The sequence below is a fragment of the Saccharopolyspora kobensis genome (assembly GCF_900108315.1).
GTDB classification, from domain to species: Bacteria; Actinomycetota; Actinomycetes; order Mycobacteriales; family Pseudonocardiaceae; genus Saccharopolyspora; species Saccharopolyspora kobensis.
Genome location: NZ_FNVB01000004.1, coordinates 160087 through 173609, shown reverse-complemented (window position 1 = coordinate 173609; position 13523 = coordinate 160087). Strand labels below are relative to the sequence as shown.

Below are 13523 nucleotides of genomic sequence, written 5' to 3'. Positions count from 1 at the left end.
CACCGTCGGCAGAACCTGGGAACCACCTGGGAATCCGGCGCGCGGAGCGCCCGGGCGCGGAGACTTCCGCAATTTCAATGGAAATCACGGGGTCGATTTCAATGGAAATTGCGGGGTTGATTTCAATGGAAGTTGCGGATCGTCGGCGTGTCGCCGCACGACACACCGACGGCTGTGGACGGCTCCCCGCGATCAGAGGTGGGCGTTACGGGGTTTCGGCTGGCAGACCGGGCAGGTGTAGGAGGAGCGGTTCATGAAGGGATCGCGGCGGATCGGCGCACCGCAGCGCGGGCACGGCCGGTCGAGCTGGCCGTACACCGCCAGCGACCGGTCGAAGTAGCCGGACTCGCCGTTGACGTTGACGTACAGGGCGTCGAACGAGGTGCCGCCCGCGCGCAGCGCGTCCTGCATGACCTCGGTGACGCCGTCGAAGAGCTCCCGGATCTTGGGCCGGGTCAGCGTCGCCGTGGGCCGCGCCCAGTGCAGCTTCGCGCGCCACAGCGCCTCGTCCGCGTAGATGTTGCCGATGCCGGACACCAGGCTCTGGTCCAGCAGCGCGCGCTTGATCCCGGTGCGCCGCGCCCGCAGCCGCTCCGCCAGCCGGTCCAGGTCGAAGGACTCCTCCAGCGGATCGGGCGCGATGTGCTCGATCGGCTCGGGCAGCGCCAGTCCGTCGACCTCGACCAGATCGGCCAGGTGCAGGCCGCCGAAGGTGCGCTGGTCGACGAACCGCAGCTCCGGCCCGCCGTCGGCGAACCGGAAGCGCACCCGCAGGTGCTTCTCGTCCGGCACGTCGGAGGGCTGCACGAGCAGCTGCCCGCTCATCCCGAGGTGCACCACCAGCGCCTCGCCACCGGAGGTCCGGGGCTCGCCGCCGCCGAGCTCCAGCCACAGGTACTTGCCGCGGCGCCGCGCCGCGCTCAGGACCCGGCCGGCCAGGCGTCCGGCGAGATCCTCCGGGCCGGGCACGTGGCGGCGCACCGCGCGCGGGTGCAGGACCTCGACGCCGGACACCGTCCGGCCGATCGCATGCTCGGCGACACCGCGCCGGACGACCTCGACTTCAGGCAACTCGGGCACGAAAACATCTTCGACCACGCCCGCGCGAACACGACAGGCGGCCCTGGAAATGCCGACGGCGCGGACTCAGCGTTCGCCTGGCGAGGACAGCACCGGGATCCGGCGATGTCACGGCCAGGCGGGCGCTGAGAATCCGCGCCGCGAGGCAGGAGAAGATCAGGCGGAGGTCTCGGTGCCTTCGCCGTTCTGCTGGGAGAGCTGGCGCCAGGCCGCCTCGGCGGCCTTCTGCTCGGCTTCCTTCTTGGTGCGTCCATCACCGCGGCCGTAGGTCTGCCCGCCGACGGCCACGTAGGCGCTGAACTCCTTGCGGTGGTCCGGCCCCTGCTCCTCGACGCGGTACTCCGGAACGCCCAGGCTGGCCGAGGCCGTCAGCTCCTGCAGGCTGGTCTTCCAGTCCAGGCCCGCACCGCGCTGCGGCGCTTCCACCAGCAGCGGTTCGAACAGCCGGTGCACCACGTCGCGAGCGACGTCGATGCCCTCGGCCAGGTACACCGCGCCGAGCACGGCTTCCAGGCCGTCCGCGAGGATGCTCGCCTTGTCCCGGCCTCCGGTGAGCTCCTCGCCCCTGCCCAGCAGCAGGTACTCGCCGAGGCCGCCCTCACCGAGACCGCGCGCGACGCCCGCCAGCGCGTGCATGTTGACCACGCTGGCGCGCAGCTTCGCGAGCTGCCCCTCCGCGAGTTCCGGGTGGTCGTTGTACAGGCGATCGGTGATCACCAGTCCGAGCACCGCGTCACCCAGGAACTCCAACCGCTCGTTCGGCGGCAGGCCGCCGTTCTCGTAGGCGTAGGAGCGGTGGGTCAGAGCAAGGGTGAGCAGCTCGGCGTCGAGCTCGACGCCGAGCGCTGCCAACAGCGGAGCCCGGTCGATCTTCCGGGCCCGAGGCTGCTTTCCCCCCACTGCGCTGCCGCCGATCAGGCGGGCTGGACGACCTGGCGGCCGTCGTACTGACCGCAGGCCGGGCAGACCACGTGCGGCAGCTTCTGCTCGCGGCAGGCGCGGTTGGAGCACTGCACCAGCGTCGGCGCCGAGGTCTTCCACTGCGACCGGCGGTGACGGGTGTTGGCCCGGGACATCTTGCGCTTCGGGACGGCCACGACTAGTTCTCCTCCTCGGTCCCGCCGAACCGCTCTTGCAGCGCGGCCCAGCGAGGGTCAATGGTCTCATGCGTGTGATCGGGGGCGAGTTCGGCCCACTTCACGCCGCACTCGGAGCACAGCCCCTGGCAGTCCGGCGAGCACAACGGAGCCGAGGGCAGCGACAGCAGCATCGCGTCCCGCACCACCGGTTCGAGGTCGACCAGGTCGTCGACGACCCGCTCCACCTCGTCGTCGTCGCTGGTGACGTCCGTGGCGCTGTCCGGGTAGGCGAACAGCTCCCGCACCTCGACCTCGAGCTCCTCGGAGATCGGGTCCAGGCACCGGACGCACTCACCGGCCAGGTGGGCCACGGCGGTACCCGACACCAGCACGCCCTCGACCACCGACTCGGCCAGCAGATCGAGCTCGACGGGCTCGCCCTCGGGCACCTTGATCATGTCCAGCCCGAACCCGGCCGGTGCCGGGGCACTGCGCCTGTAGGCATGGCTGCTACCAGCGCGGTGGCCGATCTCCCTGGTGTCGATCACCCAGGGGCCGGCCTGCGCGGCGCGCGCATCGTGGTTCTGAGACATCACAAAGTTTCGGTGGTTAATTCAAGCGGGCAGTTTCGCGGCATCGGCGGACGACGCGAGCACCGGCGCCACGAGGCGACCGGCACGCCGTCCTAAGCCAGCTTTTCCAGGGTACGCGACCGCGCACCGGCGACGACAGCAGGCCCTGCGAGAGCCGGTCAGTTCGCCGCGGCACCGCTGCCCGAGCCCCACTCCTCGTAGTCGAACGGCGCGCCGACCGGGCTGCGCAGCTGCTGGCGGCCCTTGCCGACGGTGCGCAGCGTCCGGCCGAGGAGGTCCTCGAAGTCGGCGAGGCGGGAGTCCACGTAGGCGTCGCACTCGCTGCGCAGGCGCTCGGCGTCCTCGTTGGCCTCGTCGACGATGCGCTTGGCCTCGGCGTTGGCCGCGTGCACCACCTCGGTGTCGGCCACCAGCCTGGCCTGCTCCGACTTGCCCTCGTGCACCGACTGCTCGTAGGCGGCCCGCCCGGCCTGCACCATCCGGTCGGCCTCCGACTGGGCGCGGCCGACGTACTCCTCGTACTCGCGGCGGCCCGCGTTCACCGCCTGCTCGGCCTGGCCGCGCGCCTCGGCCAGCAGCTCGTCGGCCTGCTCGCGCGCGTCGGCGAGCAGCTGCTCGGCCTCCGCGCGGGCGGCGGCGAGGGTGCGCTCGGCCTCGTTGCGGGCGTCGGTGACGGACTTGTCCGCCTTGGCCTCGGCGGTGGAGACGACCTCGTCCCGGTGGTCGAGCACGTCCTGGGCGTCGTCCAGTTCCTGCGGGATCGCGTCCCGGACGTCGTCGAGCAGCTCCAGCACGTCGCCTCGGGGCACCACGCACCCCGAGGTCATGGGAACGCCGCGCGCCTCTTCCACGATCGTGACCAGCTCGTCGAGGGCCTCGAACACCCGGTACACCTTGATCTCCCTGCCGTCGTAGCCGCCGCAGCGGCAAGCATCTCAGAACTCCCCGGAACCGATGATCACGGGCCGCTGCGCTCCCCCAGTCTGCCCGCGCCGGGCACCGGGACGGGGGAATTCAGGCACCCGCGTGTCAAGCCCACCCCTACCGGTGAAACGGAGAACGCCTCCCCGGCAGTTCCCGGGGAGGCGTTTCCTTCGCTTTGAATCGCCGCAGCCGCTCGACCCGTCCTCGACGCCGGAACCGACGCGGGTTCCCAGCGTTCACCTGGCGGGGACAGCCCGAGCGCCGTGCATCGGTCCGGGCCCCGGAGTCCGGGCGGGCGTTGAGGTTCCGCCACCCGCACCGCCACGCGAGGTGGGTCGAGAAGCAGCTTTTCAGGCGTCGACGTTGGTGAGTTTGAAGCTCTCGTAGTGGTCCTCGGTGTAGAAGTACTCGCCGGCTTCGCCGACCACGAAGCGGCGGGCGCCGCGGTCGTCGCTGCCCGGGGTCTCCACCGTGTACTCGCGGTAGTAGCCGGTCTCGCAGTCCGGGAGGATGCCCTCGCGGTTCTGGAACACCGTGCCGTCCTGCGGGTACGGGTACGGGCCGCCCTTCTTGATCAGGTTCACCGTGTCGGTGGCCTCTGGCGGCAGTTCGGAGAGGTTGACCTTCTGGAACTCGGACGTGTCGCCGCACGGCGCCTGCACGGCCACCGGCGCGGAGACGGCACTCGTCTGGAAGCCGACCAGGCCCGCAACGGCGAGGAGCCCGACCAGCAGCAGCTGCACTGTCTTCGACGTGATCCGCATCATGCGCCGCACGCTAGACGGCGACCGTGATCACCTGCTGAAACTGACGTGAACCCGAAGTGTCCCGGCCACCATCGTGCTACCGGGGTTACTGCGAACGGCCCAATCGGGCGGGAGGGCGCTGTCGGCGGAGCCGTCCGCGCCTCGGTAAGCGGCGGCAGCCGCTTGGAGCACGCACGCAGACCGGCCGCCGACAGGCGTTCAGGCGCGCTCGGCCAGGCGCTGGCGGAGCCGCTGCTCGATCTTCGGCGGGACCAGGTTGGAGACGTCGCCGCCGTAGGTGGCGACCTCCTTGACCAGCGAGCTCGCCAGGAAGCTGTACTGCGGGTTGGTGGACATGAACATCGTCTCCACCCCGGACAGCTGCTGGTTCATCTGCGCCATCTGCAGCTCGTAGTCGAAGTCGCTGACCGCGCGCAGGCCCTTGACGATCGCGCCGATGCCGTTGGTCCTGCAGTAGTCGACCAGCAGGCCGTGCCAGGCGTCGATGCGCACGTTGGGCCACGGCTCGGTGACCTCGCGCAGCATGTCCAGCCGCTCCTCGACGGAGAACAGGCTCTTCTTGCTCTTGTTGATGAGCACGGCGACGACGACCTCGTCGAACAGCTTCGACGAGCGCTCGATGATGTCCAGATGACCGTTGGTGACTGGGTCGTAGGAGCCTGGACACACGGCACGCCTCATGGAATCGGACGGTAGCAGCCACCGGCTCGATCCCCACGGCGACGTGGTGCGCCTCACCGGCGCGGGGCTATTCGTGCTCGGCCCAGTGGACGGCGGTGTCGCCGTAGCGCTTGGTGCGCAGCGGCCGCAGGTGCGCAGGCCAGTCCGGTTCGCCGCTGCGGACCGCCCGCTCCACCACCACCAGGCTGCCCGGCGCCGTCCAGCCGTTGCCGACCAGCGCGGTCAGGACCTGGTGCAGCTTGTCCTGCGGCAGGTCGTAGGGCGGGTCGGCGAACACCACGTCGAAGGGCCGGTCGGTCGGCGTGCTCAGCAGCGTTTCGGCCTTCGCCTGCGCCACGTGGACCTCGCCGAAGCCGAGCGCGGCGGCGTTGCGGCGCAGCATGCCCGCGGCGCGGCGGTCGGACTCGACGAAGGTCGCGTGCTCGGCACCGCGGGACAGCGCCTCCAGGCCCAGTGCGCCGGAGCCGCCGTAGAGGTCGAGCACTCGCGCGCCGGGCAGGTCGATCGCCGATTCCAGCGCGCTGAACAAGGCTTCCCGCACCCGTTCCGAGGTGGGTCTGGTGCCTTTCGGGGGCACTTCGATGCGCCGCCCGCCCACGCTTCCGGCCACGATCCGCGTCACCCGTCCATCGTGGCGCACGGCGGGCGGGGCACCGCCCGGCGGGGCTCGTTTGCGGTGATTTTACGCCGGTGCCCGCAGCTTCCGCGCTCCCGGGAGCGGCTAGCCCGGTGGCGCCACGGGCGTACGCTGATTGGTCTGCCCACTGCGCCAGACGGGGAGAAAGACACAGGTGTCCGAAGCGTCCATCAAGCAGGCCGAGATCGCGGTCGAGCAGCAGCACGTCGACCGGGTCTACGCCCGTCTCGACGAGTTGCGCAGCGAAGCCGAGGCGATGCGCGACAAGAGCTACGAGTACGGCCGGGAAGCGACGCCCGAAGCGCTCAACGAGCGCGACGTGATGCTCCACCACGCCAACCGGACGTTGCAGGCGCTCAACGCCGAGTCCGAGGGACTGGTGTTCGGCCGGCTGGACTTCGCCGGCGGCGACGCGGTGCACATCGGCCGGCTGGGCATCCGCGATCCGCAGTTCGAGAACCTGCTGGTGGACTGGCGCGCCCCGCTGGCGGCGGCCTTCTACCAGGCGACCCCGGAGCAGCCGCTGGACGTGATCCGCCGCCGGGTGATCCGCTCCTCGCGCGAGCAGGTCGTGGACCTCTCCGACGACCTGCTGGACCCGGAGCGCGCACCCAGCGACATGCGGGTGATCGGCGACGGCGCGCTCATGGCGGCGCTGACCCGCTCGCGCGGCGACTCGATGCGCAACATCGTGGCGACCATCCAGAAGGAGCAAGACGACGCGATCCGCGCTCCCGAGGGCGGCGTCACCGAGATCACCGGCGGTCCGGGCACCGGCAAGACCGCGGTCGCCCTGCACCGCGCGGCGTACCTGCTCTACCGGGATCAGCGGCGGCTCGGCGGGCCGGGCGTGCTGGTGGTCGGCCCGTCGCCGGTGTTCATGTCCTACATCTCGCGGGTGCTGCCGTCGATGGGAGAGCACAACGTCGAGCTGCGCGCGCTCGGCGAGGTGCTGGACGGCATCAGCACGGCCAAGATCGACGATCCGCGCACGGCGGAGATCAAGGGCTCCTCGCGGATGGTGAAGGTGCTGCGTCGCGCGCTGCGGCTGCCGCCGCCGGAGGCGCCCGAGCTGCTGCAGATGTTCTACCGGGGCACGGTGCTCAAGCTGCAGGCCGACGATCTGAAGCGGATCCGCCGCACGCTGCACAACAAGGGCGGGCAGCCCAACCGGAATCGGATGCGGGCGGCCGACGCGCTGCTGGAAGCCCTGTGGCAGAAGGCGAAGCAGGCCGCCGACGAGGACTTCCAGCCGGACCGGGACCGGTTGATCGCCGAGATCGGCGACCGCATCGAGTTCCACCGCTTCCTGGTCGCCTGGTGGCCCGCGGTGTACCCGATGCAGGTCCTGCGCTGGCTGTCGGATCCGGCGCGGTTGTCGCAGGCGGCGCGCAGGCTGCTGTCGGCCGAGGAGGTCGACCTGCTGGCGAAGTCCTGGAGCGAGGTGACCGAGTGGACGGTCGCCGACATCGCGCTGATCGACGAGCTGCGGGTGCTGGCCGGAGCCCCGCCCAAGCGCCGCCGCGCCGAGGGCGAGCAGGAGCAGCCGAAGCGCGCGGTCAACTACGACGAGTACGCGCACGTGGTCATCGACGAGTCGCAGGACCTCTCGCCGATGCAGTGGCGGATGGTGGGCCGCCGGGGCCGTCACGCGAGCTGGACGATCGTGGGCGACCCGGTGCAGTCGTCCTGGCCGGACGCCGAGGAAGCGGCGGCCGCGCGGCGGGAAGCGCTCAGCGCGCAGCGCACGCACCGCCGCTTCACGCTGCGCACCAACTACCGCAACTCGGCGGAGATCTTCGCGCTGGCCGCGGACGCGGTCCGGGACCTGGTGCCCGCCGACGACCTGCCGGTGGCGGTGCGCACCACCGGCGTCGAGCCCGCGGTGCGCGAGATGCCCGCCGAGCAGCTGCCCGCGGCGGTGCGCACCGCCGCGGAGGAGCTGGTGGCGGCCGCGGAGGGCACCATCGGGCTGATCACCACGATGGCCCGCCGCGACGAGGTCCGCGAGTGGCTGTCCACCGCGGACTTCGACGCGGACCGGGTGCGGGTGGTGGGCAGCCTGGAGGCCAAGGGCATGGAGTACGACGCGGTGGTGGTGATCGACCCGGACGGCCTGGCCGCGGAGTCCAGCACCGGCCGCCGAGCCCTCTACGTCGCCCTCAGCCGGGCCACCCAGCTCCTCACCGTGCTGAAGCCCTCGTGACCGCTCGTGAGCGGCGGTGGCCGTCGACCGCCGCCGCTCACGACCCGTCGACGCGCACGAACGCCTGCGCCGACTGGGCCCAGCGGTAGTGCTCCGTCCAGCTGCCGCCGGTGTCGAAGTCCTCGATCCGCACCGCGATCTCGCCGTCGTGCGCGGTGAACCCGTCCGGCACCTGGGTCCACACCGGCGGGCTGACCACGGTGCCCAGCGGCTGCGGCCCCACGGTCATCGCGACGAGCGCCCGCGAGTACTCCGAGTCCCGCGGCCCGCACTCCACCAGGATCAACGCGTCCTCCACGCCTTCCCCGGTGACATCGGCGAACCCGATCCGCCGCTCCGGCGTGAGCCGGTAGACCCAGCCGCCCGCTTCGGCGGCCCCGCCGGTGAAGTCCACCAGCTGCTGCGGGCACGGCCCGACCGCGGGAACGACGAACTCGGCGTTCGGCCAGTCCACTTCTCGCACGTCCGAAGCGGGATCCGCGCTCGCCGGACCGCCGGCCAGCACCAGTCCGGCGGCGACCACGACCGCCCACCCCATCGGCAACTCCCGCATCACGAACCCCCAGCCCATCGAGAACACCTGCCAGCACCACGAAGACGTCCCGGACACCCACTCCGGTTGCCCAGTTCACCCGAACGTGCAATCCACCTCGTCTACGAGCCATCAGCCGGGCAGAAGATCATCGCGGCACCACCTGAGCCTGAACGCGACAGCGGGCCGCCCTCTGGTGGGGCGACCCGCGTTCGGCGGCGAGAACAGCTACAGCACCAGCGCGTTCTTGGTTCTGGCGGTGCGCAGGGCGCCGGCCCACCAGGTGAGCTGATCCAGCGCGGCACCGGCTGATTCGTCGAGCTCGGGATCGCGCCGCGGCCACCCGCCGTCGGCGGCGAAGCGCTGCCAGACCTTGGGGATCGTCACGTTGCGGCGGATCACCACGGCGTTGAGCTCACCGAAGACCTGCCGAAGCTGCTCGGCGGCCTGCCCTCCCCCGGCGTCGCGGCAGTAGGTGACGACGGAGACGGGTTTGGCCGCCCACTCCTGGTCGAACCAGTCGATCGCGTTCTTCACCGCGGCCGGGAAGCTCCGGTTGTACTCCGGGGTGACCACCACGAACGCATCCGCGCACGCCAGCCGCTGCCCCAGTTCCCGGACGCTGCCGGGAGCCGGTTCGTCGAAATCGGCCAGCTGGTCGGGCAGCCCGGCGGTCGCCAGGTCGATGCGATCCAGCACCAGGTCGCGGCGGTGGCCGGCCCGGCGGGCGAACCAGTCCGCCACGACCGGGCCGAAGCGTCCCGCTCGGGTGGATCCCACGATCAGCGCGACCCGCAGCCGAGCGGTCACGACGCGTCCTTGACCGGCGCGTCGAGGAAGGCCGGGATCATCGGCAGCAGCAGGTCGGGCCGGTGCGGCGCGGTTATGTGCGAGGTGCCCGGCAGAATCGCCAGCTGCGCGTTCGGCAGCCCTTCCGGTGTGTCGCCCATGATCCCGCCGCCGAAGAGCCGGAACATCTCGACGGCGTGCTCGGGCCGGACGATGTCGGAGTCACCGATCACGGTCAGCGTCGGCGCCGTGACCGCGCGGACGGCTTCCGGCGCGAACTCGGGAAGCCCGTTCTTGTCGTGCTCACCGACCCGGGCCACGAGCTTCGGGAAGTCCTCCGGTCGCGGCGCGTTCTTCAGGTAGTCGGTGTGGAACGGCGACCCGTGCAGGTCCTCCGGCTTCAGCTCGCTGATCCCGTCGAGCAGGCCGGGGTGCATCGCCGCCGCGCCCAGTCCTCCGGACAGCAGCACCTGCTTGCGCACCAGGTCCGGGTGTTCGATCGAGATCTGCAGCGCGACACCGGCACCCATGCTGTAGCCGAGGATGTCGGCGCGCTGGACCCCGATCTGCCTCAGCAGCGCGGCGGTGTCCTCGGCCATCTGCGGGGTGCGCAGCGGCCGGTCGATGTCCGCGGTCCGGCCGTGCGCCTGCTGCTCGACGGCGATGACCTCGCGGGTCTTGGCGAGCTCCGGGATCAGCTCGCCGAAGTCGGTGGTGATCCCGGACAGCGCGCCGTGCAGCAGGACCAGCGGCGGCTGGCCGTTCGGGTTGCCGTGCCGCTCGTAATACATCCGCAGGCCGTTGACGTCGGCGTAAGCGCCCGTCGTCGCGGCCGGTTCGACCTGGTCGGCCTGGTCGCCGGATCCGCAGGCGGTGAGCATCGCTGCGGTGATCCCGACGACGGCGAGAGCCAGTGCGGTGCGCTTCATGGTGTCCTCCGGAGAGTTGTTCGTCCTTCGTTGTCACCACAGTGCGCGGCGGGCCTTCCGGTTTGTTTACGGTCGCCTTCCGGTGCGCCGGAGACGCATAGGCTGTGGCGATGCGTTTCGGTGTGCTGGGCCCGCTGACCGTGTGGACCGACGGCGGTGCCGTCGTGCCCGTACCGGGGGCGAAGGTCCGCGCTCTGCTGGCCGATCTGCTGGTCGAACCAGGCCAGCCGGTCTCCGCCGATCGCCTGGTGGACGACATCTGGGCCGAGAGCCCGCCCGGCAACCCGGCCGGGACGCTCGCCGCGAAGGCGTCCCAGCTGCGCCGCGCGCTCGAAGACGCCGAGCCCGGCGGCCGGGACCTGGTCGTGTCGCCGCCGCCCGGTTACCGCCTGGCCGCCACCGGCGTGGATTCCCTGCGCTTCCGCGAACTGCTGGCCGATGCCCGCGCGACGACCGGTGTCCAGGAGCGGATCCGGGTGCTCACCGAGGCCGTGGGCCTGTGGCGAGGCCCCGCGTTCGCCGACTTCGGTGATGCGGCCTTCACCCGGGCCGCCGCCGCACAGCTCGAAGAACTGCGTCTGGTGGCCGTCGAAGAGCTGGCGGAAGCGCGGCTCGCGGGAGGCGATTTCCGCGCGGTGGTGGGCGATCTCGGCCCGGTCGTCGCTGCGCACCCGCTGCGGGAGCGCTTGCGCGCTGCTCACCTGCGCGGCCTCTACGGTGCGGGACGCCAGGCGGAAGCCCTCGCGGGCTACGAGGACCTGCGCAGGCAGCTGTCCGATGAGCTGGGCGTGGACCCGAGCCGTGAGCTGGTCGAACTGCAGCGATCGCTGCTGGCCCAGGATCCCGCGCTCGTCGCGTCGCGACCCGAGCCGGCGGTGCGCAGGCGCACCAGCAACATCCCGGCGCAGCGCACCGAACTGGTCGGCCGCGAAGGCGATCTGGACGAGCTGGGCCGGGCCGTCGTCGATTCGCGGTTGGTGACCCTCACCGGGCCGGGCGGTGTCGGCAAGACCCGGCTCGCCCTGGCCGCGGCCGCCGACCTCACCGAGCGCTTCCCGCACGGCACCTGGCTGGTCGAGCTGGCGCCGCTGCAACCGACCGGCGACGCCAGGTGCCTCGCCGACGAAGTCGCGAAGGTCCTCGGGATCACCGACGGCAAGCTGTCCGACGCGCTGGCCGACGAGCGGATGCTGCTGGTGCTGGACAACTGCGAGCACGTCGTCGACGCTGCGGCCGAGCTGGCCGAACAGCTGCTGAACGCGGCACCGGGCCTGCACGTCCTGGCGACCAGCCGCGAACAGCTCCGCCTGCCGGGCGAGGACGTCGTGGCCGTGCGACCGCTGCCGGTGCCCACCGTCGGCGACGGGCTCGAGGAGCTGGCGCAGTCGCAGGCGGTTCAGCTCTTCGTGTCCCGCGCAAGGGCGAGTTCCCGCGAATTCGCCCTGGACGCCGAGAACGCCGACGCGGTCGCGACCCTGTGCCGCCGGCTCGACGGCATCCCGCTGGCGCTGGAGCTGGCGGCGAATCGCGTTCGCGCGCTCGACGTGCACGAGATGGTCACCCGGCTGGACAACAGGTTCCGGCTGCTCGCCAGCGGCCATCGCGGTGCTCCCCCGCGGCAGCAGACGCTCACGGCGTTGATCGATTGGAGCTGGGAGCTGCTCGACGACGCCGAACGCACCGTGCTCCGGCGCCTCGCGATCCATCAAGGCGGCTGCACGCTGGAGGGCGCCGAGTCCGTCTGCGCCGCCACCGGGGATCTCGGCGAGGCTCTGATCGCCGACGTCGTCGCGCGGCTGGTGGACCAGTCGCTGGTGCAGCAGAGCGGGCGCCGGTACCGGCTGCTGGAGTCGGTGGCGGCGTTCAGCCTCGACCGCCTGGCCGAGGCCGGTGAGGATGTGGCTGCGCGGCGCGCGCATCACGCGTACTACCTGGAGCTGGCCGAGCAAGCCGCACCCGAGCTGCGGGGAGCCGACCAGTGCCGCTGGTTGCGCCGCCTCGACGGCGAGGACGCGAACATGGCTGCGGCGCTGGATGGTTTCGTGCGCGCCGCCGATGCCGACGCCGCGCTCCGGCTGGTGCACGCGCTGGCCTGGTACTGGCTGCTGCGCGGTCGGCTCGGCGAGGCTCGCCGCAGGTTCGACGCGGCGCTCGGGCTGGGCGGCAGCGCGCAGCACCGTGCACCTGTGCTGGCCTGGCGTCTCGCGTTCGCCTTCCAGCAGGGCGAGTTCACCGATGCCGCAGCCCGCCGAGCGGATCTCGCCGCTGCGCTGTCCGAACTGGATGATCCGCTGGTCCGCGCACGCGCCGAGCTCGCGGTCGCCTTGGGCGCGCTGGAGTCCGGTATCGACCAGGATCTCGAAGCGACAGCTCAGCGCGCCCTCGCGACGTGCCGCGAACTCGGCGACCGATGGGGCGCCGCAGCCCTGCAGGTGGTTCTGGCGAAGGCCGCGCACGCCCGAGCCGATGTGGCGGCCCTGGAGCGGCACGCGACCGAAGCGGCGCGGTCGTTCGCCGAGACAGGCGATCGCTGGGGTCGGTTGCAGGCCGCCGAATGGCTCGGCGCGCTGGCCGAGCTGACCGGTGATCTCGCGCGCGCCGCCGACGTCCACCGCGAGGCGCTGGTGCTGGCGAAAGAGCTGGAGATGTGGGGGCAAGTGGCGATCCACCTGTGCTGGCTCGGATGGATCGCCATGCAAGGCACCGACTACGACCACGCCCGCGAGTGCTGCGAGCAGGTGCTGGCCGCCGACCGCGGCAATGGCCCCGGGGTGCTGTTCGCGAAGGTGATCCTCACCTACACCGCCCGCCGCGAGGGCAGGCTCGACGACGCCGAGCGTCTCGCGCGCGAGCTGCTCACCGAGCACACCGGTGCGCTGTTCGTGCCGATCGTCCAGGTCGAACTCGGCTACGTCCTGGAACAACGCGGTGCGGCGAAGGCAGCCGCAGCAGAACATCTCAAGGCCTTCGACGGTGCGCAGCACTTCGAAGCGCCGCGTGACGCCGCGTACGCCCTCAGCGGAGCGGCGGCCGCAGCGACAGCACTCGGCGAGCACGACATCGCAGCGAAGCTTCTCGGTGCCGCACAAGCGCTCCGCACGGCCACCGGCATGCCGCTGCTGCCCGCAGAACGCCCCGACATCGACCGAGCCACCGGTACCGCGCGCGACGCACTGGGCGGAGCAGCGTTCATCGCCGCCCACGCCGCGGGCGAAGATCTGACGGCCGATCAGTCGCGAACGCTGATCGCCGCCATCGCCGCGCCCGGTTCAGATCGCTGACCTGAGCGCAGGTCCGACGACGAAG

Annotated in this window: 13 protein-coding genes; 2 read left to right on the top strand and 11 right to left on the bottom strand. The window is 71.6% G+C overall.

Features of this window, described 5'->3' with window-relative positions; translation table 11 throughout:
* Nucleotides 1-192 precede the first annotated feature (192 nt).
* From mutM to rsmD, 8 genes are all read right to left on the bottom strand, one after another.
* On the bottom strand, nucleotides 193-1080 hold the full coding sequence (gene mutM, locus C4T78_RS13635) for a bifunctional DNA-formamidopyrimidine glycosylase/DNA-(apurinic or apyrimidinic site) lyase (RefSeq protein ID WP_093357481.1): 888 nt from the start codon (nucleotides 1078-1080) through the stop codon (nucleotides 193-195).
* Between the two features lie 156 nt (nucleotides 1081-1236).
* The gene (rnc, locus tag C4T78_RS13630; protein WP_093357482.1) at nucleotides 1237-1980 is read right to left on the bottom strand and encodes a ribonuclease III; all 744 of its coding nucleotides are present in this window, start codon (nucleotides 1978-1980) and stop codon (nucleotides 1237-1239) included.
* A gap of 14 nt (nucleotides 1981-1994) precedes the next feature.
* A complete protein-coding gene (gene rpmF / locus C4T78_RS13625) occupies nucleotides 1995-2177 on the bottom strand; it encodes a 50S ribosomal protein L32 (protein ID WP_010305807.1) in 183 nt (60 codons plus the stop codon).
* Nucleotides 2178-2179: 2 nt separating this feature from the next.
* Nucleotides 2180-2752: a YceD family protein gene (locus C4T78_RS13620; RefSeq protein ID WP_177247779.1), complete on the bottom strand. Its 573-nt coding sequence runs from the start codon at nucleotides 2750-2752 to the stop codon at nucleotides 2180-2182.
* Nucleotides 2753-2910: 158 nt separating this feature from the next.
* Nucleotides 2911-3645: an SPFH domain-containing protein gene (locus tag C4T78_RS13615; RefSeq protein WP_093357484.1), complete on the bottom strand. Its 735-nt coding sequence runs from the start codon at nucleotides 3643-3645 to the stop codon at nucleotides 2911-2913.
* A 381-nt stretch (nucleotides 3646-4026) separates the two neighbouring features.
* Complete coding sequence (locus C4T78_RS13610) at nucleotides 4027-4443, bottom strand: guanyl-specific ribonuclease (RefSeq protein ID WP_093146676.1); 417 nt, start codon at nucleotides 4441-4443, stop codon at nucleotides 4027-4029.
* 198 nt (nucleotides 4444-4641) lie between these two features.
* Nucleotides 4642-5124 (bottom strand): pantetheine-phosphate adenylyltransferase, encoded by a 483-nt coding sequence (gene coaD, locus C4T78_RS13605; protein ID WP_093357485.1) that lies wholly within the window; start codon nucleotides 5122-5124, stop codon nucleotides 4642-4644.
* 67 nt (nucleotides 5125-5191) lie between these two features.
* Nucleotides 5192-5746: a 16S rRNA (guanine(966)-N(2))-methyltransferase RsmD gene (gene rsmD, locus C4T78_RS13600; RefSeq protein WP_093357486.1), complete on the bottom strand. Its 555-nt coding sequence runs from the start codon at nucleotides 5744-5746 to the stop codon at nucleotides 5192-5194.
* A gap of 169 nt (nucleotides 5747-5915) precedes the next feature.
* On the opposite strand from rsmD, the gene C4T78_RS13595 reads away from it, so the two are divergent.
* On the top strand, nucleotides 5916-7967 hold the full coding sequence (locus tag C4T78_RS13595) for a HelD family protein (RefSeq protein ID WP_093357488.1): 2052 nt from the start codon (nucleotides 5916-5918) through the stop codon (nucleotides 7965-7967).
* 37 nt (nucleotides 7968-8004) lie between these two features.
* On the opposite strand, the gene C4T78_RS13590 is transcribed toward C4T78_RS13595, so the two are convergent.
* The 3 genes from C4T78_RS13590 to C4T78_RS13580 all read right to left on the bottom strand — a co-directional run bounded on the left by C4T78_RS13590 (nucleotide 8005) and on the right by C4T78_RS13580 (nucleotide 10217).
* Entirely contained in the window at nucleotides 8005-8538 is a 534-nt protein-coding gene (locus C4T78_RS13590; RefSeq protein WP_143186023.1) for a hypothetical protein, read from the bottom strand.
* A 189-nt stretch (nucleotides 8539-8727) separates the two neighbouring features.
* Nucleotides 8728-9309 (bottom strand): NADPH-dependent FMN reductase, encoded by a 582-nt coding sequence (locus C4T78_RS13585; protein WP_093357490.1) that lies wholly within the window; start codon nucleotides 9307-9309, stop codon nucleotides 8728-8730.
* A complete protein-coding gene (locus C4T78_RS13580) occupies nucleotides 9306-10217 on the bottom strand; it encodes an alpha/beta fold hydrolase (RefSeq protein ID WP_093357491.1) in 912 nt (303 codons plus the stop codon). The genes C4T78_RS13585 and C4T78_RS13580 overlap by 4 nt, the downstream gene beginning before the upstream one ends.
* Before the next feature lie 110 nt (nucleotides 10218-10327).
* Here C4T78_RS13580 and C4T78_RS13575 point away from each other — a divergent pair, with 110 nt between their 5' ends.
* Entirely contained in the window at nucleotides 10328-13498 is a 3171-nt protein-coding gene (locus tag C4T78_RS13575) for an AfsR/SARP family transcriptional regulator (RefSeq protein ID WP_093357659.1), read from the top strand.
* The last annotated feature ends 25 nt before the right edge of the window (nucleotides 13499-13523 follow it).